This is a genomic window from Pseudomonas sp. 15A4 (genome assembly GCF_016925575.1).
In the GTDB taxonomy this organism is placed as follows: domain Bacteria; phylum Pseudomonadota; class Gammaproteobacteria; order Pseudomonadales; family Pseudomonadaceae; genus Aquipseudomonas.
On sequence record NZ_CP068986.1, the window covers coordinates 2,695,911 to 2,718,291 of the forward strand.

15 protein-coding genes and 3 pseudogenes are annotated in these 22,381 nt (G+C 56.2%); 5 read left to right on the plus strand and 13 right to left on the minus strand.

The features are described from left to right. Positions 1–20 precede the first annotated feature (20 nt). The 3 genes from JN403_RS12180 to JN403_RS12190 form a co-directional block, all read right to left on the minus strand. On the minus strand, positions 21–1,055 hold the full coding sequence (locus JN403_RS12180; RefSeq protein WP_205487109.1) for an ABC transporter substrate-binding protein: 1,035 nt from the start codon (positions 1,053–1,055) through the stop codon (positions 21–23). Between the two features lie 331 nt (positions 1,056–1,386). Next, positions 1,387–2,967 carry a rhodanese-related sulfurtransferase gene (locus JN403_RS12185; RefSeq protein ID WP_205487110.1) on the minus strand — a complete coding sequence of 527 codons (1,581 nt, stop codon included), beginning with the start codon at positions 2,965–2,967 and terminating at the stop codon, positions 1,387–1,389. Further along, positions 2,964–3,572 (minus strand): cysteine dioxygenase, encoded by a 609-nt coding sequence (locus tag JN403_RS12190; RefSeq protein ID WP_205487111.1) that lies wholly within the window; start codon positions 3,570–3,572, stop codon positions 2,964–2,966. The genes JN403_RS12185 and JN403_RS12190 overlap by 4 nt, the downstream gene beginning before the upstream one ends. A gap of 200 nt (positions 3,573–3,772) precedes the next feature. Between JN403_RS12190 and JN403_RS12195 the strand changes: the two genes are divergently transcribed. Beyond that, on the plus strand, positions 3,773–4,678 hold the full coding sequence (locus tag JN403_RS12195) for a LysR family transcriptional regulator (RefSeq protein ID WP_205487112.1): 906 nt from the start codon (positions 3,773–3,775) through the stop codon (positions 4,676–4,678). Between the two features lie 177 nt (positions 4,679–4,855). Here the strand turns inward: JN403_RS12195 and JN403_RS12200 are convergent, their stop codons facing one another. The 4 genes from JN403_RS12200 to manD all read right to left on the minus strand — a co-directional run bounded on the left by JN403_RS12200 (position 4,856) and on the right by manD (position 10,011). Beyond that, positions 4,856–6,313 (minus strand): mannitol dehydrogenase family protein, encoded by a 1,458-nt coding sequence (locus JN403_RS12200; RefSeq protein ID WP_205487113.1) that lies wholly within the window; start codon positions 6,311–6,313, stop codon positions 4,856–4,858. A 27-nt stretch (positions 6,314–6,340) separates the two neighbouring features. After that, complete coding sequence (locus JN403_RS12205) at positions 6,341–7,633, minus strand: MFS transporter (RefSeq protein ID WP_205487114.1); 1,293 nt, start codon at positions 7,631–7,633, stop codon at positions 6,341–6,343. 67 nt (positions 7,634–7,700) lie between these two features. Beyond that, positions 7,701–8,732: a Zn-dependent oxidoreductase gene (locus tag JN403_RS12210; RefSeq protein ID WP_205487115.1), complete on the minus strand. Its 1,032-nt coding sequence runs from the start codon at positions 8,730–8,732 to the stop codon at positions 7,701–7,703. Between the two features lie 67 nt (positions 8,733–8,799). Beyond that, positions 8,800–10,011 carry a D-mannonate dehydratase ManD gene (gene manD / locus JN403_RS12215; protein ID WP_205487116.1) on the minus strand — a complete coding sequence of 404 codons (1,212 nt, stop codon included), beginning with the start codon at positions 10,009–10,011 and terminating at the stop codon, positions 8,800–8,802. A gap of 314 nt (positions 10,012–10,325) precedes the next feature. On the opposite strand from manD, the gene kdgR reads away from it, so the two are divergent. Together kdgR and JN403_RS12225 are read left to right on the plus strand one after the other, a co-directional pair. After that, entirely contained in the window at positions 10,326–11,129 is an 804-nt protein-coding gene (gene kdgR / locus JN403_RS12220; protein WP_205487117.1) for a DNA-binding transcriptional regulator KdgR, read from the plus strand. A gap of 243 nt (positions 11,130–11,372) precedes the next feature. After that, positions 11,373–12,223, plus strand: a pseudogene (locus tag JN403_RS12225) (membrane dipeptidase). Positions 12,224–12,519: 296 nt separating this feature from the next. Here the strand turns inward: JN403_RS12225 and JN403_RS12230 are convergent. Then, positions 12,520–13,377 (minus strand): sugar phosphate isomerase/epimerase family protein, encoded by an 858-nt coding sequence (locus JN403_RS12230; protein ID WP_205487118.1) that lies wholly within the window; start codon positions 13,375–13,377, stop codon positions 12,520–12,522. A gap of 110 nt (positions 13,378–13,487) precedes the next feature. Between JN403_RS12230 and JN403_RS12235 the strand changes: the two genes are divergently transcribed. Both JN403_RS12235 and JN403_RS12240 read left to right on the plus strand, forming a co-directional pair. Further along, positions 13,488–14,402 (plus strand): LysR family transcriptional regulator, encoded by a 915-nt coding sequence (locus JN403_RS12235; RefSeq protein ID WP_205487119.1) that lies wholly within the window; start codon positions 13,488–13,490, stop codon positions 14,400–14,402. A gap of 374 nt (positions 14,403–14,776) precedes the next feature. After that, positions 14,777–16,867, plus strand: a complete 2,091-nt coding sequence (locus tag JN403_RS12240; protein ID WP_205487120.1) for a glycosyl hydrolase family 28-related protein — start codon at positions 14,777–14,779, stop codon at positions 16,865–16,867. An 81-nt stretch (positions 16,868–16,948) separates the two neighbouring features. Here JN403_RS12240 and JN403_RS12245 read toward each other — a convergent pair. The 5 genes and pseudogenes from JN403_RS12245 to JN403_RS12260 form a co-directional block, all read right to left on the minus strand. Continuing rightward, a pseudogene (locus JN403_RS12245) lies at positions 16,949–17,545 on the minus strand (transposase). A gap of 139 nt (positions 17,546–17,684) precedes the next feature. After that, positions 17,685–18,590 (minus strand): tetratricopeptide repeat protein, encoded by a 906-nt coding sequence (locus JN403_RS12250; protein WP_205487121.1) that lies wholly within the window; start codon positions 18,588–18,590, stop codon positions 17,685–17,687. A 489-nt stretch (positions 18,591–19,079) separates the two neighbouring features. Beyond that, on the minus strand, positions 19,080–20,756 hold the full coding sequence (locus JN403_RS12255; protein ID WP_205487122.1) for a caspase family protein: 1,677 nt from the start codon (positions 20,754–20,756) through the stop codon (positions 19,080–19,082). Between the two features lie 27 nt (positions 20,757–20,783). Continuing rightward, positions 20,784–20,909, minus strand: a pseudogene (locus JN403_RS25450) (effector protein); the annotation flags it as partial. A 419-nt stretch (positions 20,910–21,328) separates the two neighbouring features. Then, positions 21,329–22,162: a Swt1 family HEPN domain-containing protein gene (locus JN403_RS12260; RefSeq protein WP_205487123.1), complete on the minus strand. Its 834-nt coding sequence runs from the start codon at positions 22,160–22,162 to the stop codon at positions 21,329–21,331. Positions 22,163–22,381 lie beyond the last annotated feature (219 nt).

Sequence of the window (22,381 nt, forward strand, 5' to 3'; positions counted from 1 at the left end):
TGTGCTCCTGATTCGAGCGCTTAACGCGCAGCTTGGGGATTGGTTTGGTCAGCGGCTTGATTGGCTGTGTGTTCGGCCGATTGCTCGGCGGCCAGGCGGATCGCGTTGAAGCCCGGGTCGAAGCCGCGGGAGACGTCGACGTGCTTGTTGAGGATGCCTTCGCGCTGATAGATGTCCGCGGTGTTCTGCAGGCCTTCGATGACGCCGTCATTGATGCTCACCCGTTCCATCTTCGTCTCTTGATTGACCGCCAGGTGCACGGCCAATGGCAGGCCGGTGACCTTGGTCTGGGCGGCGGCGTATTCGGCAGGGTGGGCGTTGGCCCAGCGGTAGGCGCGATCGAGCCGCACCACGAAGTCGTCCAGTTGCACGCGCTTGTCGGCGATGGCTGAGCGGGTCGCGGCCAGGTAGGAATGGTTGGTCAGCAAGTCCGGCCCATTGGGCAGAATGCGCGCGCCGTTTTGCGTGGCGACGGTGGTGTAGGGCGCCCAGGTGGCCCAGGCGTCGGCGTCGCCGTTGTCGAGGATCAACCGAGATTCACTGGGCAACAGGTAGACGAAATTCACGTCGCTGGTCTTAAGCCCTGCTTCGTTCAGCGCGCGAATGGCCAAGTAGTGGCCGATGGAACCTCGGCCGGTGACGATGCGCTTGCCCTTGAGGTCCGCCACCGACTTGATCGGCGAGTCGTTACGCACGATCAGCGCGGTGGTGTAGCGGCCATCGACGTGGGTGATGCTGATCACCTTCAACGCCGCGCCGGCGCCCAGCGCGAAGACATAGGGCGCGTCGCCCAGTGCACCGACGTCCACGGCCCCCGCGTTAAGGGCTTCGCCCAATGGCGACGCCGAAGGGAATTCGGAGAACTTGATCTCGTAGGGCACATCCTTCAGCTCGCCGGACACCTCCAGCAGCACCTTCAGCGCGGACTTCTGGTTAGCGACGAGCAGCGGCTGGAGTGGCTCGGCGGCCTGTGTGGTTTGGCTGAATGAGAATGCGAGCAGTGCGCCGAGTATCACGTGTCGGACGCGGAGCAGGGGGGCGAAAGGGGCGGACATGATGCGTGTCTCCAGGCGTGGAAGTGGATTCTCGGCCTCCGCCTGGAGAAGGGGTCGGCAAGGGGATTGACCTTATGCCTATAAGAAATGGAATAGAAGTATCTTTTGGTTATATGCTAATTATGTATTTGCGTGATTATGTATTTTCTTATCATCAAATAAATGCATAACCTTTTTTAAAGCTATTCAGTTCTCCGGGAGCGGTTACCCAGCAAGTGGCGGGCACACTCACTGGATCTTCAAAGGTTGAAACGCCGTCTTCGTGAGCGCGCTTACCCCCACAGAGGCTGGCGTCGTCCGCGCGACGAAGGGCCAGCCGTTATGCGGCGGCTCAGATCACATAAAACCCATGGGTCCCGTCGCGGCCCAATTGCTCGACCAATCCGTACTCCCAATCCAGATACGCCTGCATCGCTTCACGCGGTGCATCGGTGCCCTCGTACGGCCGGCGATAGCGATCAATGCGCGGCGAGGCCAGATGGCTTTCACCGTGCTCAAGCTCGAAACCGGCAGACACCCAACTGGCGGTGCCGTCCTTCAGCACAAACACTGGCTTGCCGGTCAGGGCTTCGACCTCCGACACCGCCAGGCGCGCGAGTTTGCTGCTGCCACAGGTGAGCACGTAACGCTCGGCAACCGGGATGTTTTGCAGCGCGTTTGCCAGCTCGGCACGCAGCACCCACCAGGCGCCCGGAATATGCTGCTTCACGTAGTTGCCGCTGGCAGTGAAATCCAGCACCGCCACGCCGCCGTGCTCGCGCCACTGGCGCAGCGTTTCGGCGCTGATCTCCTCGACCTGCGGTGCGGGCAGACTCGGCGCGTTCCAGGTCCCTTTTTCGCTGAAATCCTCTGGACCCAAGTCGTCCACCACAAGCACCTCCCAGCCCAACTGCGCGAGCCACGAAGCAGACATGTTCGCGCGCACGCCGTCGTCATCCAGTAAGACGATTCGCGCGCCGCGCACGCTGGCGTAATGGTCAGTCTCCTGCACCAGCTGCCCGCCCGGCGTCGAACGGGCACCGGGCACATGGCCGGCTTCGAATTCCTCCGGCGTGCGCACATCGAACAGGTACGTCGTGCGTGTCGTTTCTGCCTGCCAGACCGGCAAGTCCGCGCGGCTGGCGCGTTTCACTCGCGCTTTGTCCGCCACTTGGCGCGCATCAGACCGAGCAACTTCCCGGATCGCTTCACTGACCTGCGGGAAGCGCCGTGATTGCCCGTGGTCCAGCGTCTGCCCGGCCAGCAGCCAGCCGATCGTGCCATTGCGCAGGGCGGAAATCGGGTTGGGCAGGCCGGCATTCACCAGTGACTGAGTGCCGATGATGCTGCGCGTACGCCCCGCGCAATTGACGATGATCCGGGTACTGGGATCGGGTGCCAGCTCACGGGCGCGCAGCACCAGCTCGGCGCCGGGCACACTGACGCCAGTGGGAATGCTCATGGTCTGATATTCATCGAACCGCCGCGCATCCAGCACCACCACGTCGGCCTTGGCGTCGAGCAGCTGCTTGACCTCCTCGGCGGCCAGCGAAGGCGTGTGACGATGGTGCTCGACCAGTTCGCCGAACGCCTTGCTCGGTACGTTGACGTCGATGAACACCTCGCCGCCAGCGTCGCGCCAGCCCTGCAATCCGCCTTCAAGCAGCGTGACGTCGCTGTAGCCCAGGTCCTGAAGACGCTTCAAGGCGCGTACGGCCAAACCTTCGCCGTTGTCATAAACGGTGACAGCGGTGTCGCGACGTGGGATGCGCGCGAGCACCTCCAGCTCCAGTTTCGACAACGGGATGTTGGCGGCGAACAAGGGGTGGGCTTCGGCGAATGGGGCTTCTTCACGGACGTCAACCAGCGCGACTTCTTCATGGGCGAGCAGGGCGCGGCGGATGTCGGCGTAGGAACGGGTGTGGTGGCTCATTGGGCTTGATTCTCTTTGGACAGATCCCAGATGTTCGGGAGAAAGGCGTTGGAATAGCCGGAGATGAACAGTTTTTCGCTGCCATCGGGCTGGTAAACAGCGCGCTTCACGGCGCCGATGTTGGCGCCGTAGACATGAATACTGATCGACACCTGATCGTCGAAAGCATTGCTGACCTGATGAATGTCGTTGCTGTGCGGCGACAACGCCTCGACGTGGCCGGGCTCCAGGCGGATAGCCGGGCCTTCCTGCTCGAGGCGGCCATCGGCGCTGCGGGCGAACCCCTGCGAATACTCGGCGCCCCGCAGCATGCCGATCAAGCCCCAGACGCGGTGATCGTGAATGGGTGTGCTCTGGCCCGGTCCCCACACGAAGCTGACGACCGAAAAGCGCTGCCGTGAGTCGGCGTGTAACAGAAACTGTTGATAGCGTGTCCGATCGGGAGTGGCGAACTCATCCGGGAGCCAGTCGTCATAACGGACCAATTGCCCCAGCAGCTTGCCTCCCCGTGAAAGCAGGTCGCCTTCCCTCGGATTGCTATCGATCAGTTCGGCCAACGCGCCGATAAAAGCCCTGAGTCGTTCAGGGTGTCGGATGTGAGTCATGTCGGCTCCGGGCAAAGAAGAGAGCTTCATATAAGCATAATGCAGCGGTTTAATATGCTAACTATTGATGATTAGGTTATAACCAAAAATGCGTTGATAACCGATTTGCAGGATGATGATCGATGTGAAGCTATCCAGAGCCTTCGATAGCCATTATGATTTTTGCCTATCTTGTTCCCCTTATTCCATGTGCGATCTGAATGAAAATTGATGACATCGATGCATTCGTAGCGGTCATTCGCTGCCAGTCGATCAGCCATGCTGCTGAATCCCTGGACCTGACCCAGCCGGCCATCACGCGCCGAGTGCAAAATTTTGAGCAGGCCCTGGGCGTTGAGTTGTTCGACCGTAATACCAAGCCGCTCAAGCCGACGCCAATGGGCACGCAGGTCTATCAGAAGTGTCTGGGGATCCTGCGGGAAATGGACTCATTGCGCGAACTCGTTGCCAGCGACACGCCGCCCAGCGGCTTGCTCAGGCTGGGCGTGCCGCAAACCATCGGCGACGTGGTGCTGCTGGATGCGCTGAAGCACCTGCGCGGGCAATTTCCCGACCTGCGCGCGCAAGTGATCACCGGCTGGGGCAGCCACCTGATCGGCAAAATCGAGAACGGCGAACTGGACGCGGCCGCCGCGCTTTTTCCGGCCGGGAAGATCTTCCCTGAAGGCATCGTCGGCGAATCCATCGGCAAAATGGAACTGGTGGTGGTGTGTGCCAAGGACGCGCTGCCGAAAAAGCCGGTGAAACTGGCTGACTGCTACGAGCAGGGCTGGGTGCTCAACCCCGATGGCTGCGGTTTCCGCGCCGGGCTGCAACGCACGCTGGCTGATCAGGGGTTAAGCCTGAAGGTCAATCTGGAAACCTTCGGCACCGAGTTGCAACTGGGCCTGGTCGCCGACGGCATGGGGCTGGGTCTGGTGCCGCGTCCGCTGCTGGAGCGCAGCGTTCACCGCGATGCACTGGCGGTCATACCGCTCAAGGATTTCAAACCGGTGATGGACCTGTGGCTGATGTATCCACGCTTCCTCGGCAATTTGCAGGCGCCGGTGGCGGCTTTCGGCAGCCTGGTGGCGCAATCGCTGAAACAGGAGCGGAATGCGGCTTGAGGGCTGTGACGTGGGGGCTCGCGATTCTGCGCCCGCTGCCGGTCGACGGCGCCGTGGCGCAGATCTGATACGCGTTGCCTGGCGAACAACATGACGCAGCACGGGCAGGGGCTCGGCGCACTTGGCAGTACCAGACTTATCGCCGGGCTGTGTGTTTCATGTGGTTCTCCCTTCCGTTTAGTTGTGGCTCGCAAACGTGCGCAGGACGGACCTCATGCCCTCGTCAATCAAAGCGCGATAGCAGCGTTGCACGGAGGCGCGAAAGTCAGCGCGTTTGCGGAGCGCACCCGGAAAAACCTCGTCCAGATCGAGAAAGGCATCCACCAATGATGCGCCTTCAAATCGTTGAGCAAGATCGGTAAAAGTCGGGCTCAAGGGGTCGTCGATAACGCGCGTCGATCCGTCGGGGCGCGGCTGTGCGCAGTCGTAAATCCACGCGGCAATGCCTAACGTCGTGCAGTCAATGCCGCGACCTTGGTCGAGCAACTGCTGCGCGCCGAGCAGCCAGCGTTGTGGCAGCTTCTGCGAGCCATCCATGGCGATCTGGCGGAGCCGATGTTGCAAATTGTCGTTTGCGAAGCGCGCCTTCAGGTCCTCGGCATAGTCCACAAGATCGATGCCAGCGGGCATCTGCAGCGTAGGCGCTGCTTCCTGGGTCATGTAACGCTCCACGAACGGTGCCAGGTCCGCATCGTTGATGGCGTCGGACACTGATTCGTGGCCCAGCAACATACCCACGTAGGCCAGCAGTGAATGGCTACCGTTGAGCATGCGCAGTTTCATGGTTTCGAACGGACGTACGTCGTCCACCATCTGCACACCTTCCACCTCCCAGTCTGGACGCCCAAGAGGAAAGTGATCCTCGATCACCCACTGGCTGAAGCTTTCGCAGACCACGGCCGCACGGTCATTGCAATCCAGTTCCTGCTCTAGCCGGGTAAAGGACTCGTCATCCATGGCGGGGACGATCCGGTCAACCATGCAACCCGGAAAGGCCACGTGATCGTTAACCCACTGCGCCAATTCCTCGTCCTGCTTGGCCGCCAGCGCAGTCACTGCCTGGCGCGTGCGCTGGCCGTTGTCCGGCATGTTGTCACAGCACAACACGGTAAATGCCGCGATGCCCGAGGCACAACGGCGTCGCAGTGCTTCGAGAACAATGCCGGGCGCCGTGCGCGGCGAATGCGGATGCGCGATATCGTGGGCGATGGCCGGATCTTCAATGCGTAACTGCCCGGTCACTGCATTCAGGCAATAGCCTTTTTCGGTGACGGTGAGCGTGACGATCCGTGTAGAGGGTGCGGCCATGCGCTGCAAAAGCACTTCCAGGTCCTGCCCACCCTCACCGACGTACAACGCCTGGCGCAGCACGCCGATCTCACGCAGTGTCACTTGCTCGCGGTCACGGTACTCCGCGACATGATAGCGGCCGTCCTGCTCGCGCAACTGGTCCACCACTGCGCGATTCGAACGCAGATTGGCGCTGCACAAACCCCATTCACTTGCGCCATGACGATTGAGATGGCGTTGCAGGTAGACCGCCTGGTGGGCGCGATGAAAAGCCCCCAGGCCGAGGTGCACGATGCCGATCTCACGGACAGGGCTGGTGGAGTGAACACGTTTCACAACACGCATCAACACGCTCCTTCTGTGAATGACAGATCAGGGACGACTCAGCGCCGAGCCGGGTTGCCCACCTTCTGCCGCTGCGCGGCCGGTATCCGCCGCCGAAAGAGGTTTTACGTATCGGGCCACGCACACTGCGCCGATCACGGTCAACGTGCCCGCCAACAGGAATGCACTGGTGAACGAGCCGGTGAACTCCACCAGAAAACCGGTCAGGGTCGGGCCGATAATGCCTGAGGTGTTGGCCAGGAAATGCATGAAGCCGCTGACGCCGCCTACCCGCGCCGCAGGCACTGTGTCCTGGATAATCGCCCAGTAGATTGCCCCGGTGAGGTACAAGAAGAAGACCGCCAAAGCGACAAGGATCACCGCCGGGTAGAGGGTTTTGACGATCCCTGCAAAGGCAATACAACCGGCGCAGGCGAGCAGGCAAGTCACCAGTACCACTTTGCGGGAGAACATCATCCGGCCGGTTTTCTTGAACACGAAGTCGGAAATGAAGCCGCCCAGCGCCAGGCCGAGAAAGCCCAGCAGCCAGGGTATGACCGTCGCAATGCTCATGTCCTTGACGTTCAGTCCATGGGCCATGGTCAGGTAGCTGGGGAACCAGGTCAGGAAGAAGAACAGCGTGTAGTTATAGGAAAAGAAGGCGAGCGCAGTAAACAGCACCGTCGGCTGCTTGAGGTAATAACGCAGGGGGTGAACCGGCAGGGCGGCTAGCTCACTCTTGCTTTCCGCCCGCAGAATGTCCTCGGCGCCCTTGCCTTGAGGCTTGTCCCTGACGAACTTGAACCACACCAGCGCCCAGATCAGGCCGAGCGCCATGATGATAATGAACGAGACTTTCCAGCCGTAACTGACAGCGATAAAACCCACCACCGGCCCGGAAATTGCGCCCCCCAGTGGCGTGCCGGACATCGACGTGCCCAGCGCCCGTGCCCGTTGCTTCGGGGTATACCAGTTGTTGATCATCTTGCTGGTGGTGACGCTCAAGGGGCCTTCGCCCATACCGAACAGGATGCGAATCAGCACGAGCGACGCGAAGCCTATGGTCAGCACCGTGAGGCCACTGAAAAGCGACCACAGCACCATCGCCAGCAACAGCGTGGTTTTCGCCCCGTAGCGGTCGGCCGCCCAGCCGCCGATGAAGTTGAACGCCGCATAACCGACAAAAAAGCTGCTGAAGATCATGCCCATTTCACCCGTCGTCAGACCGTAGTCTTTCTGAATGAAGGGCGCCGCAACGGACAGTGCCGAGCGATCCAGGTAATTGATGACCCCTGCCAGGAACAACATGATGATGATTAACGTGCGACCTTGACCAAACATTGGAACCTCCCGCTTTTTGTGTTTATTCGGTGAGGGTGCCCGGAAGGGCACGTTTATCTGTGAACGGCTACTGATAGGCGCCGCTCAGTTCCACAAGCACCTTGCGGGTCTGTTCGGGATGGTTTTCGATCAGATCGATAGCCGCCGGCATTTCATCGAAGCTGACGCGGTGGCTGATCATTTCCTGGACGTGCAGCTTGCCGCTTGCGATCAATTCGATCACCCGGGGGAACTTGCGGTTGTTCAGGCGCGATCCCACCAGCGTCAGTTCTTTTTTGATCATTTCCAGCTGCACCAGATCGCTTGGCACCGCATTGAAGCCGAGCAGGCCGATCCGTCCCGCCGGCGAGGCCAGGCGTACCATTTGCGGCATCAATGCCGGGATGCAGGCCGCATCCACAATCAGCGGGACTCCCTCCCCATCGGTCAATTCACGCATGGTGGCCTCGACGTCGACAGCCTTGCCGTTGAGGGTGCAGCTGGCGCCCAGTGCCCTGGCGGTTTCCAGCCGGGCGTCGATGACGTCGGTCACGGTGATATCGGTCAACCCCAGCGCCCGGGCCATCTGAACCAGGGTCAGGCCAATCACCCCTGCGCCGTAGATCAATAGACTGTCCCCCGGATGAGGCTGCATGCGATCGAGCACGTTAAGGGCGATGGAATACGGTTCCACCAGCGCTGCATGACTCAGGGCCATCGAGTCAGGCAAGCGGTGGGCGTTCTCGGCAGGCACGCAGACTTGCTCGCTGAAACCGCCGTCGCGGTGCACGCCAATCACTTGCAGTCGCGTGCACACGTTCGGCCGATTGATCCGGCACGGGTAGCAGGTGCCACAGCTGATGACCGGATCGATGCACACGCGGTCGCCCACCTTGAGGTGCTCGACGCTATGGCCCACTTCACGCACCACGCCCGAGAACTCATGACCGGTCACCCGGGGAAAACGTACGAACGCGTTCTGCCCATGGATGATGTGCATGTCCGAGCCACAGATACCGGCATAGGCGACATCGACCTTGACTTCACCGGGCGCTACCTGCGGCATCGCCACCTGTGCCAGGCCGAATTCGAACGGTGCCCTTACTTGAAAAGCTTTCATCGGATAACTCCTACGGGGGCGGATAGCGCCCTGCGTTCTTGTCGTTATTGATCAATACGAACAACGTCTACCAGTGCCAGAGCGTGCCGTCTTCCAGGCGGTTCACCGGCAGGCTGGCGCGTTTATAGGGGTATTTCGCGGCCAGGTTCTCGTCGATGTCGACGCCATGCCCCGGGGTCTCGCCAGGGGTGAAGTGGCCGTCTTCAAAGCGATAGGCGTGGGGAAACACCTCATCGATACGTTCGTCATGGGGCATGTGTTCCTGAATGCCGAAATTGGGCACCCAAGTATCGAAATGCAGTGCCGCGCCCATGCATACCGGCGACAAATCAGTCGCGCCATGGAAGCCGGTGCGCACCTGATAGAGCGCAGCGAAGTCAGCAATGCGCCGCACGTGGGTGATGCCCCCGGCGTGCACCAGCGTGGCGCGAATGTAGTCGATCAACTGTTCCTGGATCAGCTCGCGGCAGTCATGAATGGAGTTGAAGACTTCACCCACGGCCAGCGGCGTAGTGGTGTGCTGGCGGATCAGGCGGAACGCTTCCTGATTCTCGGCCGGGGTACAGTCTTCGAGCCAGAACAGGTTGAAGGGCTCGACCGACTTGCCCAGGCGTCCCGCTTCAATGGGCGTCAGGCGATGATGTACGTCGTGGAGGATGTGCAGGTCATCGCCGAATCGCTCGCGCACAGCAGCAAACAGCTTGGGCACGTGGTTCAGGTATTTGGCGGTATCCCAGACATGTTCGGCGGGCAGATCGCTGTCGGCCGGCTCATAACGCTCACCGCTGCGCTTGGCGACACCATAGGTGGTGGCGATACCGGGAATTCCGCATTGCACGCGCACCGCTTTGTACCCCAGCTCGACATGACGAGCGACCTCGTCCAGGCAACCTTCGATGTCCTTGCCCGTCGCATGCCCGTAGACCATGACCCGCTCGCGGCTTTTACCACCGAGCAGTTGGTATAGCGGCATTTGCGCGGCCTTTGCCTTGATGTCCCACAGGGCGATATCAACCGCCGCAATCGAAGTCATGGTCACCGGGCCACGGCGCCAGTAGGCCCCGCGATACAGGTACTGCCAGATGTCTTCGATGCGCTGAGCATCGCGACCGATCAGGGCGGGCAGCACATGCTCTTCCAGGTAAGCAACTACGGCCAGTTCCCGGCCATTGAGAGTGGCGTCACCAATGCCATAGAGGCCGGAATCAGTGACGATTTTCAGGGTGATCAGGTTGCGACCCGGGCAGGTCACGATGACGCGGGCTTCGATGATTTTCATAGGATCAGGCCTCTACGGCAGAAGAGAATGAAGACATGTGGAGGCTGGGCATGGCCTCGATGGCTCCAGCGCAGGGCAGGTTCGGAGCGCGCGCCGGCCAGCGCCACTTTGAGCGGGCGGGGTGAGAGGGTTTGCGGGTGTTGCCCGGGAAGTGCGTTCATCACTTGGCGCCTTTTTTTATTATTGAAACGGCGTTTCATCTGAGGAGCTTGTGCCCGAGTTTTAAACAGATTCACGGCGGCGTCAAGAAAGATGAAACAGCGTTTTGATTCGCGAACGTATATCCTTGGGCTTTACCTTCCGTTGGAGCCTTCATGGACAACAGCACCCTTCAGAACAGCGAACTGGTCTCTGGAGTAGCCCGCACGATGGCCATCCTTGAGGCCCTGGCCGAACATCCCGAAGAAAGCGGAGTGTCGGAAATCGCGCAGAAGCTCGACATGTCCAAGAGCACGGTTTACCGCTTTCTGCAGTCACTCAAGACACGTGGTTATGTGGTGCAAGATGCCGAAGACCGCTACCGGCTTAGCGTCCGGCTGTTCGAATTGGGCGCCCAGGCCTTGCCTCATCTGGATATCGTGCGCGAGGCTGAACCGGGCATGCGGCGGATCAATGAATTGACGGGCGAGACCGTGCACCTGGGAATTCTCGACGAGGGCAGCATCGTCTACGTGCACAAGATCGATTCGAAATACAACCTGCGCATGTACTCGCGCATCGGTCGACGCGCGCCGCTTTACTGCACAGGTATTGGCAAAGTGCTCATGGCGTGGCTGGAGCAGCCGGAACTCCTGGCCCATCTGCTGGAAGAAAGTTTCACGCCGCGCACGGGCAACACGCTGACCACCGTTGAGGCCTATCTGCAGGAACTGTCGTTAGTCCGTGCCCAAGGCTACGCCGAAGACCGTGAGGAATTCGAAGACAACATGCGCTGTCTGGCTGCGCCTATTCGTGACCGCTTTGGCCACGTGATAGGAGGAATGAGTGTGTCGTTCCCCTGTTTTCGCTTCCGCGACGAGCTGAAGCAGGACTACATCAAGCAACTGATGGAGGCCACCCGGCAGATTTCCGGACAATTAGGGTGGCATGCGCAGAGTGAGCCACAGGCATCAGCTTGAAGCGGCTGGAGGCCACTGTTTTGTTCAGGGCTACCGTCGCATGTCCGCCATGATGTTCAAGTACTCAACCACGCCGCCGGCAGAGCTCGAATGAACCTCAACTCTCCCCAAGACAAGATCTGCGAACCCATTCTGTGGGAAGCCCACGCCTGCCTGCCGCTGCTCCCAGGCCAGGACATGTCGGCCCTGAGCCTCTACCGCATGGCTGGTTTTCATCACGTATCGGTCAATGTCGGGATGGACATGACGCCGTTCGCAGACGTAATTCGAGTGCTCGCCGGTTTCAGGCGCTGGCTGTCGCAGAACGAGAGTGAGTATGTCCTGGCGGGTACGGTCGTCGACATCCAGCGTGCCCGTGACCAGCACAAGCTCGCGGTTTCGTTCGATCTTGAAGGTGCAAACATGCTGTGTCAGGACGTGGCGATGGTTGAATTGTTCGCCAAACTGGGCGTGCGCCAGATGTTGCTGGCGTACAACCGCGACAACAGCTGTGCCGGTGGCTGTCATGGTGCGGGCGGAGGTCTGACCCCTCTGGGCCGTGAGGTTGTCAGCGAAATCAACAGGTCCGGCATCGTTATGGATTGTTCCCACGCCAGCAAGCGTTCAAGCCTGGAGATCATGGAGCTATCCCGGCGCCCGGTGATTTTTCCCATACCAATGTGAAGGCCATCCATGACCACCCGCGCACGATCGACGATGAGCAGATCCTCGCGTGTGCGGCCCAAGATGGCGTGATCGGTCTCACTGGCCTTGGAATTTTTCTGGGCGACCCTGAAGCATCAGTCGCTGCCTTCATTCGTCAAATCGATTACCTGGCCGAGCGAGTCGGGACTCGCCACATCGGCCTCGGCCTGGACACCGAACTGGCCCCCGACCACCGGGATTTACCCGAAGGCGTGGAGGAATCCGATTGGTGGCCAGAGCCGCATTACGGAAACGTGAATGGCCAGCGCCAATTACAGCCGACAGCCCTCCAGGAGGTAGGCCGGGCGTTGAAGCGACTGGGCTACAGCGAGGTGGATCTCCACAACATTTTTGGCGAAAACTTCCTGCGTGTAGCGACATCGACGTGGCCGACACCCGAGCCCGGTTGAGCGCATCGAGGTGTTTCCAGACTCCCGGTCGCGCGAGCGATCAGTGCTGCTTCATCTGGATTGAAGAACCATTGTCGGGATTTTGTGCAGTGCCTTGATCAGTTTTTGAGGAGTCGAAACACCCTGAAATACCCGCCGAAAGCAGGGTTGCAAGGCAAAGTGTTCTTAAATAGCCCATGAAGTTCTCCATGATCGATTATCGAGTTAAGACGGCGCGTTAAAGGCCCGTTCCTGGCAAGCAGCAGGCTGTCCGGATTCCGCCTCTCGCTGGAGGCGAAACTGGAGAGTCAGCCAGGTCACTCACTGAATTGGCGCAGGGTGGTTTCGAAAGCCCGGTTGGCCATGGCTTCAAGGGGAAGCTTGCGGTGGGTGTCCGAAATCACCTCCAACCCCCACGGGCCGTCATAACCCGTAGCTTGAACCGCTTTGATAAAAGCCCGGATGTCGAAGGTGCCATCGCCCGGCAGGACGCGTTTATGGATGGTGTCCATCCACAGCGGTTCAATGGGGTACTTGTGCGCATCGTTCAGTTCGACCGACTTGATGAATCTGGCCGGGATACGGGCGATCTCGCTGAAGTCGATTCCGCCCCGCTGCAGATGCCAGATGTCGAGCAGCAGTCCTCCATTCGGCTGATCAGCGCCTTCAACGATCGCCAACGCCGTTTCAATCGTCCGCACGTTACTGAACGGCATGATTTCCAGGACGATGTTGGCACCCACTTCGGCAGCTTGCCGGCAAAGCACGGAAAACTCTTTGACCATGAGATCAATATCCGCCTGCTCTTCTCCTATACCGGGGCCGATTTTGATGGAGCGAACCCCCAAGGCTTCTGCTGCCTCCAGCAATTCTCGGCGCACCTTGTCTGATTGGCGTCGACGCTCACCGTCGTGGTACCAGTCCACCAGGAACTCCAGTTCGACGTGCTTGATACCGTTCTGCTCAAGAATGGTCTTCATGGCGGGATAGCCAAGCTGATCAACCGTCGCCATCATTCCGCTGTGCACCAAGCCGACACCTTTGAAGCCTGCCTTGCCCGCAGCCTCCATCCGGTCTTCGAATGAAAACGGGCTCACTTCACTGGGGCCCATTGGGTACACGTCACCGGCAATCGTCCAGTAGGCCGCAAGAAGTTCTATGTTTTGGGTAGTCATTGCTGTTGCTTCCTCTCAATCTCTTTAAATCAATGTGCGGTCAGACTAAGGTAGAGCTTGGCTCGGATAAACCCGGAATAAGTCGTCACTGAGTAGAGCGAGAGTTGACAATGGCTTATGTGGAACAGGCCTTGAGCGGGGTTGTTATTTTCGTCACAGCAGCAAGGACTGGGAGCTTTACCTCGGCTGCCGACCAGTTGGGCATCACCAAGTCCGCAGTGGGAAAAAGCATCGCGAAGTTAGAAGAAAGGCTGGCTTGCAAACTTTTTCACCGATCTACCCGCCGCTTGGGACTCACGGTTGAAGGGGAGGCTTATTTCGCCAGCTGCTCGTTGGCCGTGGATGAAATCCTTGCCGCTGAAGCATTCCTGACAAGCAACCAGAAGACGCCGAGTGGCCGTCTTCGAATCGACCTGCCAGCCGCCTATGGACGCAGCATCGTACTGCCGGTGCTACTGGACATCCTTGACGCTTATCCAGAGCTCAAGTTGACGGTGACATTCACCGACAGCGTGATTGATCTGATCGAGGAGGGTATCGATCTCAGCATTCGATTCGGGGTGCTCAAGGACGCAAGCGGCCTGATAGCGAGGCGTCTTGCTGTACAGAAACAGATCATCTGCGCGGCACCTCGCTACCTCGAAAAACACGGGTACCCGGAGTCTGTGGAAGACCTTCAGCAGCACCGCTGTATCGTCAACTATCGAAGAGGCCAGAGGATGAGTTGGTCTGTCCGGGATGAAAGCGGTGAGATCGCCCGGATCGTTCCACCCAGTACCCACGAGGTCGGGGACGGGGATGCCATCATTGCGATGGCGGCGGCAGGGCAGGGCATTTGTCAGATGCCCAGTTCTTTGATCCGCGACCACCTCAAGGACGGCAGACTGGTTCCTGTGCTTGAAAAATACAGCCCGGGCGACGTCGCCATCCACGTTGTCTGGCCACAGACGCGGCACCTGCAGCCCAAGGTAAGACGCGTCGTGGATGAGTTCGTTGCCCGGGCGGAGAGAGGAGACCTGGGCTGATCGTCAGCAGTCTTGCCCAACGGCGGCTAACGAGCCGAGGCCGCCGTCCAGCGCTGACAAAGCTAGACCAGAGGCACTCGGTCTGGGCCTTGCGCTGATGTAGGGGTTGCGACCCGCCAGGGCGCCATGATCGGCACGCAGCCGGCATGGGTGGCTAAGCTGCTCCCGACCCATGTGCGCTACACCTCCATACCCTTTTCCGCTTTGATCCCAATTTCGATAGACGGCGGTCAGTACGCTGGTAAACCCTTGGATTTCAGCCACACTGTTGCGCTGTCCAACCCTCATGCAGTCTGTTCGTTGTCCGGGACCGAACCGCTTCATCGGCTCCCTGGTGGATAAGGAGACACCTCAATCCCCAGCAGAGAGTCATCATGGCAATATTCAACGTTAAAGATTTCGGCGCAAAGGGTAATGGCAGCAGCGACGATACGCTCGCCATCCAAAAAGCCATCGATGCCGCTGCTGCGGCGGGCGGCGGACAGGTGTACTTGCCCGGGGGCACTTACATGGTCAGTGCATCGACGGGAAGTTGCCTCGCCCTGAAGAGCAATGTTTCATTGGTCGGCCAAGGCATGGGCGTCTCAACACTCAAGCTGGCGAACGACTTGCCCTCCGCCGTCACTGGCATCCTGACGGCCGACGGCACCCACGATGTGGGGGCCAGCAAGCTGACCCTTGATGGCAACCTTCAGCACAACACGGGGTATGTATCGGGCTGGCTGAATGGCAGCGGGACTAAGGTCAAGATCGATAGCGTTGAAGCCATGAACGCAGCGGGCAACGGTTTCGATTTGCAGGGCACCAACGGTTTGGTGCAGGTAGAGCTGAGCAACAGCGTCGCCCATGACAATGACTACGGTGTGCGCGCCTATGCAACGACTGCCAGCCTGTTGCATGACAATGTCGCCTACGCAAACCGGACCGGTTTCAACGTCGGCGGCGATGTCCAGGTGGTGGACAACCACGCTTATCGCAATACCGACTTCGGAATATTCGTGCAAAGCACCGGCACTACCGTTAAAGGCGGCGAAGTCTACGGCAATGGCGATGACGGAATCCACACCGCGTTCGCCCGTCAGTTCAAGATCACGGGCGTTGATATTCATGACAACAAGGGCAGCGGGATATATATCGCAAGCAGCGTAAACGGCGACGTCTTTTCAAACACCGTCCACAATAATTCTCTAGGCAGCCCCGTGTCCGAAATTGAGGTATACGGCGTGGCCAAGGTCAATACCTCCAGCCAGTCCCACGACATCAGGGTGACCGGCAATATCATCACTGGCAGTGAACAGTCCACTTACGGCATCCGCGAAAGCAACGCCGTGTTTGACAATTCGTACACGCACAACGTCATCAGTCACACCCAAACTGGCGCCGTTGCCGCGCTCGCCAGCAGCGAAGTGTCGGACAATACCGACTCTATCTACACCTACGGTACCCGTGGAAACGACACGCTCAACGGTGACATCACCCAAGACGTGATATACGGCGGCGCTGGCAACGACACACTCAACGGCAAGAGCAACAACGACACCCTGATCGGTGGCACTGGCGTAGACAAGCTCACCGGTGGCGAGGGGAATGATATTTTCCGCTTCGATACGGTCAGTGAGAGCTATCGCACCGCGACCAAGTCGTATGCGGATGTGATCACCGATTTCGACGTGGCCCATGACAAGATCGACGTTGCAGGTGGCGGCATCGGCTTCACCGGGCTGGGGAATGGCCACAACCATACGCTCTTGCTGGCTTACAACGAGGCGAAGAACGTCACTTATCTGAAGAATCTGGACGCGGACGTGCTGGGGGAACGCTTCGAATTGACCTTGAACGGCAACTTCCTGCATACCTTCACCAATGCCAATCTGCAACCCGTGATCCAAGGCACCGACGCCAGTGAAAAGCTCCTTGGAACCAGCGCTGCGGAAACCTTACTGGGCGGTGCAGGCAGGGACACGCTTAATGGGGGCGCCGGCGATGATCGACTCGACGGCGGGGCTGGCGGCGATACCCTGACGGGCGGCGCGGGCGCCGATACCTTCGTGTACGGCAACTTTCGAAACAGCCAGCGTTACGACAATGACGGCACCGCACAGCGGGACACGATCACTGACTTCAACGGAAACGAAAACGACGTCATCGATGTGTCTGCTACAGGCTTCCTTGGCCTGGGCAATGGGCACAATGGTACGCTCAAGGTGGTCGTGAACGCCGCCGGCACCCTGACCGCGCTCAAATCACTGGACGCCAGTGACCGGGACGGGGCGCACTTCGAGTTGCTGCTACAGGGCAACCACGTCGCGGATCTGACCCCTGCTCATTTGATATTCAAAGACTTTGACGGGAATAAAGTTGTGTCCTCCTCGCCGCTACTGAGCACCGAAGTCAGCCATACCGAAGCGACGGCCATCACCCTTGTCGGCGGCGTGGTAGAGCATGGGAACGAGCATCTAGGCTGATTGGCAGGCAGACTGAATGCGCCTACCTGCGGTATCGGTATGAAAGGCTCATCTGTCATTGTATAGATGAGCCTTGACGAATTAAGTAAGCAGGCCGGTGATGTTCGCAGGAACTGTCCCATCGAAACCCGGATTCCCTATCAGTAGCTGTGTTCGTACCACTTGGAGGTTTGACAGATCGAAAAGCGTGGCCAGCTGCGCAGTGTTTATAGCCAACCTGCGAAACAACAATTTTGCATAACCAAACTGGCGTTTGATCATACGGAACAGATGTTCAACCTTCGCCCGCACTCGGACTCTCACGTATTTGATCTTGCGGCGCACGCGTGCGATCAAACAGTTCTCGCCATGCTTTTTGGAGCTGCTTGGGCGTGCCGCGATTGAACAGTTCAGCTAACAACTCTGACGCTCCGTACGCTTGTCGACGCCGGTGCAGCCCGCATCACTAATCACAAAGGTTTCCTCGCCGTGCAGCAGCTGGTCGAGCTGATTCACGTCTGCCACATTCGCCGCCGTACCCAGATGGGCGCTGGCACGCGGAAGAAATACTGGCTTCCTTTCTCCGTCTAATGCATTTTGGCATCGCGTTTTCCGTCCTTGTTCTTGCTCGAGCGCGTAATGAGGCTCGATCAGATTGATCAATCCCTTCCAGACTACGACCTGATCCATCTCGATCAGGAAACGCTCTTTACGGCTTTGCTTGCGTTTGCCGGCCTACTCGGCGTCGGCAAAGGTGATCTGCTTCATCAGGCATCTCGGCGGTTGATATCAGACATTAAGCCAAGTTTTGACGTCTTCTTCAGAGTTTTCCTGAATCTTAAAGGTGTACGATGCATAAGATCGAACGTGGATCAATGTCAGTTATTATGTTGACCGGCTTTCCTGATGGTTCCGGCAGGGGCGCATATGGAAACTTATAATCATAAGTTGCTTGCATTAAACGCTGATCGAAAACTTTATCAGTTGAGCTTTCCAGTAGTTTTATTTGCGCGAGCAAAGACCCAGGGACATACTTAAGCTGAATTTTTGCAGGCTTCAACTCAATTGCTGAGGGATTAGCCTTTAAAAGACTGTGGCATTGTTCAGAAAGTTGCGTTATCAGCAAGCTCACTGATTGACTCGCCCAGGAATTAAAAAATCCAACTCTTTGAGAGTCACTTAATTCAGCCCCTAAACGATACAGACGAAGAATTCCGTCGCGAGCTCCTGCATTAGAACCGCCTACATCCAAATAAAGATCCATGGCACTTTGCAAGTCTACAGGGCCACCCTTTCCATTTTCTAAAAGCGGTGCAAGCTTGAGGCTGCTTGGGATTTTTCCGATGCCAGTAGCCGACTTTTTGTAATAATATCTTGCCATGCGATAGTCAACTGGCGCTCCTGTACCTTCTTCAGCCAGGCGTCCTAGATAGAAGTTAGCTGTCACGTCCGTCTGGGCGGCTAAAACATAGAGCGACCTTGCATGTGGAATATCCTGGGGAACACCAATACCATGCTCGTACAGATCTCCAAGAAGCACTTGGCAACGCGTATTTCCTCGTTCGGTATTTTTCTGAAGTATGTCTATATCCGACGGGTTGTGACTTGACTGAGCAAGAATGCATCGCACGTCGTCTGGAATAGTAACGTGCGGAGTTTGATTAGCATTGATGACGGACCTTTGGCACCCTAGAAGACTAAACACCAGCGCCAACAACAAAGACCTATTCTTAATTAATTTCACTTCTACAGCCCCTGTCTCATCGCTGCATTCCTCATCGAAAAGCACCTCTTAATTTTATTGGTGTAGCCAAATATGATCTGCACAACTGCAACTTGGCTATAACATCTTTGCATTAGCATAATTTATCATCCCTTCTGCGCACACCACTTCAAGAAGTCTTACCCTATTTATATCACCCTGAATCAGACTGTAACCAAGCCAAAATACGCTGAGTTACGCCCTGGGATCGTTGATATTCATTGCATCATGAGATTAGGGATTACCCTATGTCGGCCATATTGTTGTAAATTTTAGCCTACCAAGCTTGGGCAAGCGTTAACCGCGTTCTATAGCGCCGAAGGGCCGCTTTGGGCCGAAAGCGGTCAGGCCCGACCGGCAGCTTTCGGCCAAAAGCAGCCGGCCAGAGGAGCAGGTATTGCACTGCTTTCAATTTACAAGATGGCAGCCATGTTTATGGCTCACCATCTTTACTATCAGATCAATCGCAGATCATTCCGCCCTTTTCTTCAGTTCGGCCTCCAACCATTGAATTATTTCTTTTTGGATATGTTCAGATGCAGCTTTGGCAGCCCCCTTCCCATTAACGCCCACCTTGATAGTCCTCCATTTCTCGCAGACTGGAGACGAGTAATTCCCCCAATTTTTCCTGTTTAGCATCTCATAAGAGAAATGGATGGATAACGCCCTATTGGAATAAATAGAAACCATATATATCGATAGAGGTGGTACTATTTCAAAAATTGGATTAAAATCGAATCGCAAAATCCTATCTTCAGCTGAATGAGTATAATTAAAGCCGTCTACATATCTTTTCGTTTTCGTAACGGTTTCTAATTTATATTCGGTTGATTCTTGTTCATGCTGACGCCAGCGAGATAGGGCACCTAAACTTGCACCCATCAGACCAAAAGGGTCACCGCTTTTTGACGGCTTCTTTGGTAGAGCCTTATACTCTTCTACCGTATATTTTGTTGTGCCATATGTAGCCTCTGCGAAATAATTTTCTTCAGATTTCCCGATCAGCCACTCACCTATTTTTGATTGATTGGGCACAGCGTAGGGGGATAAATCTGAATTCAACGAGATTTTATAAATCTTCTTTATATCACTAGGCCAATTTCCGACTTCTTTTTTAAACTCCCTAACAAAGTCGATAAGTGCCTGTTCGTCAAAGCATGTAGATGCGGATACTTTTTGAATCTTGGCGTAAATGGAGTCTTCTTTTGGCAGGGGAGCGGCAGTTTTTGTCGAAGCCTCTTGATCCTCTTGCGCATCTGAAAAGCCGAATATTTTGCTTATAATGCTATGGGTTTGCTTGGTGATAGTCCCGAACTTTTCTATATTGTCGGACTGAGTTGCAAAAATAGGTTTAGGTCCGCCTTTATTTGCAAAATCATCCGCAACGACCGCCATAATCTCCCTGTAACGTACATCTCCCTCCAACCCATATATGGCTGTTAAAATGCTTTCTGTGAAATAACTGAACTCGGTACCAGCGTAGGATGATTCGCTGTCTCGGGATGAGAACCAGAAATACACATCATTTAGGCCATATTTTTTTGCTGATTTCGTTAGCTCTTCCTCAGCATTAAACTCACTTTTTATGTACTGAGTACCGCTAAAGCAAGCATCAATTATTTTAATACAAAGCTTCGGGGAAAGAGTTTTTATCCAATCATCCAGCTCCGAATTTCGAAGCCCAGTAGTTTCCTTTCGCTTTGGATCAAAATCGGATAGCACGTAGAAAAAATCATCTTCAAACCGCTCTCCGTGCCCTGAAAAATAAAAGAATAGCTCTTGTAAATCCTTGCCCTTATACTTCTCTACGAGGTCGGAAATCTTTCTCTTGACATCTGATGCTGACTCATTCTCTCCCAAGAATAGGATTTCTTCTAAGTCTTTAACATTCTCGATGACAGCTTTAATCGCTGCTGCGTCTTTTTTGCATGCAGATAAGTTCTCAAAGTTTTTAGACTCATACTTTTCTACGCCGATTACGATGGCTACATTCATGAAATTTTGTAAACCTATCAAATTGAGCTTGTGGCTATGTGACTCGACACTCGCCAGTGGTGGCACTATGATGATACGCCATATTTCCTTACAAGCAATGGGTTGCCCTACCTTGAAAGATTCTAGAATCAAGAATAAGAAAAGGCAGGCCATAGAGCACCTTGATCAGGTCGACTACCTGATCAACACAATGAGTGTCGAGCACAGCAACGTCAAAGGCATCAGTGGCAGGTCAATCTGGAAGTAGCAAGCAACATCGCGTCCAGGGTCACAGCAACATCCCAGAAAGCAACCTACATAGCTCAGAGTTCATCTGAAGCACATCCATTTTTCGGCAAATACTCCGGTCGTACTGGCACTCCTTCCATAGCAGGGACGGCTGAATCAACCAATACGTACAAATCTCATGAGGACCGTACGCAACTACCTTAATGAAGGCTGAATTTAGCTGCCTGTGACCCCTCTAGCACGGGACCTGCGTAATCGAGGTTCGACTAAGCAGGTTGGTGAGCTTGGCAGCAAGACTGCCGCACTGGAATACCTGTCTAGCTCAATGTCCGGTTTGGGTCGAAAGCAGCCGGCCATGGTTGACCGTTTCGACCCAAAGCCGACGTTGGCGACAGGCAAAAGTCGGCAAGGTGCAGAACTTGGAAACCTACCGCTTTGCCACTAGCGATGACAGCCAGACTGGTAGTGGTGAATCAAACATCGCAGCTACTAGCTAACTATATGGGTGGCAATATGGAATAGTGAAGAGTAATCCGGTCATCCGCATTTCCATATCGGTGCCAACTCTCATTCGAGATCATTTCCACACTGACCATAAAACCGTTTGCTGAGACATGTCGGTTTTCGAGCACTACCGAGATTTTTCGCCCTGTGCCGCGTTGCGGGGAGCTGACATTGTTAACAACCCAATCGATGCGGTAGGAGTCCTCGGCAAAGCTTTCGTCTGGTTGAACCTCCAGCTGTAGAACATCGCCAGGCCTGAGCTGGGTAGTTTTAAAGTCGAAGTAGCGCACAGCACCATCCGTTGGGAGTTGGGTAGCATCACCCACATTTGCTCGGTCATCCCAAATACGAATGATAGAAGGTGCATTATAAGTCTGGGCCATGTTGTTTCTCTTGTAGTATGCCTTAAGCGAGTCGATCACATCGGCTGAGTAACAAGCAACCCGCAACGCTTGATGGGTAGTGATCTCATTGGCATGAGCAAGTGGATTTCGAGCATCAACTATGCGATTTAGATAGGTCCGAGCCTCATTCTCGCCATTCTGGAAAGCTTCGCTCAATGCTTTCTGAAAGTTAAAGTATTGTTGAGGGTGGCAGATGATGGCAATCAAATCCTCAAACAGTAGGGCGTCTACCTCCCGAGGATAACGTCTTGGCTCTTTTTGTCGGCGGGCAGCAGCTTTACTTAGGATCTCCTTTTTCATCGGCAGGCATGAAAGTGAACCCTCGTAGTGATTTTGTGTGACGTCGTCAATTAAACGACGTAGCCATCGTTCTAGCGTTTCGATCTGGTGGCGGACCACGCCGCGTATTTCATCCGTTGACATAGCTCTGAACGGCACCTGAGATTCCCCTATTTCTGAATGAGAAACCATCCTACCAAAGAGGTGAGCGACACTCACCCTTACGGACGCGCAGGCCTGAAACTCAAAGGTTATCAAAAGTAGAGATAGGGCTGCTGCTAAGCCTCTGTCCTCAGTGATTGGCTAGAAAAAAGTAGGAAGAGGTGGTTTGCGTGTTGATTTTGGTGCTGAAAGTCGCCAGTG

Bases quoted from the DNA above. Each gene is read 5' to 3' on its own strand.
- JN403_RS12200 (WP_205487113.1), bottom strand. From the start codon at position 6,313: ATGCGTGTTGTGAAACGTGTTCACTCCACCAGCCCTGTCCGTGAGATC.
- JN403_RS12210 (WP_205487115.1), bottom strand. From the start codon at position 8,732: ATGAAAGCTTTTCAAGTAAGGGCACCGTTCGAATTCGGCCTGGCACAG.
- JN403_RS12240 (WP_205487120.1), top strand. From the start codon at position 14,777: ATGGCAATATTCAACGTTAAAGATTTCGGCGCAAAGGGTAATGGCAGC.
- JN403_RS12190 (WP_205487111.1), bottom strand. From the start codon at position 3,572: ATGACTCACATCCGACACCCTGAACGACTCAGGGCTTTTATCGGCGCG.
- JN403_RS12180 (WP_205487109.1), bottom strand. From the start codon at position 1,055: ATGTCCGCCCCTTTCGCCCCCCTGCTCCGCGTCCGACACGTGATACTC.
- JN403_RS12195 (WP_205487112.1), top strand. From the start codon at position 3,773: ATGAAAATTGATGACATCGATGCATTCGTAGCGGTCATTCGCTGCCAG.
- JN403_RS12205 (WP_205487114.1), bottom strand. From the start codon at position 7,633: ATGTTTGGTCAAGGTCGCACGTTAATCATCATCATGTTGTTCCTGGCA.
- JN403_RS12260 (WP_205487123.1), bottom strand. From the start codon at position 22,162: ATGTCAACGGATGAAATACGCGGCGTGGTCCGCCACCAGATCGAAACG.
- JN403_RS12255 (WP_205487122.1), bottom strand. From the start codon at position 20,756: ATGGCCTGCCTTTTCTTATTCTTGATTCTAGAATCTTTCAAGGTAGGG.
- kdgR (WP_205487117.1), top strand. From the start codon at position 10,326: ATGGACAACAGCACCCTTCAGAACAGCGAACTGGTCTCTGGAGTAGCC.
- JN403_RS12235 (WP_205487119.1), top strand. From the start codon at position 13,488: ATGGCTTATGTGGAACAGGCCTTGAGCGGGGTTGTTATTTTCGTCACA.
- manD (WP_205487116.1), bottom strand. From the start codon at position 10,011: ATGAAAATCATCGAAGCCCGCGTCATCGTGACCTGCCCGGGTCGCAAC.
- JN403_RS12185 (WP_205487110.1), bottom strand. From the start codon at position 2,967: ATGAGCCACCACACCCGTTCCTACGCCGACATCCGCCGCGCCCTGCTC.
- JN403_RS12230 (WP_205487118.1), bottom strand. From the start codon at position 13,377: ATGACTACCCAAAACATAGAACTTCTTGCGGCCTACTGGACGATTGCC.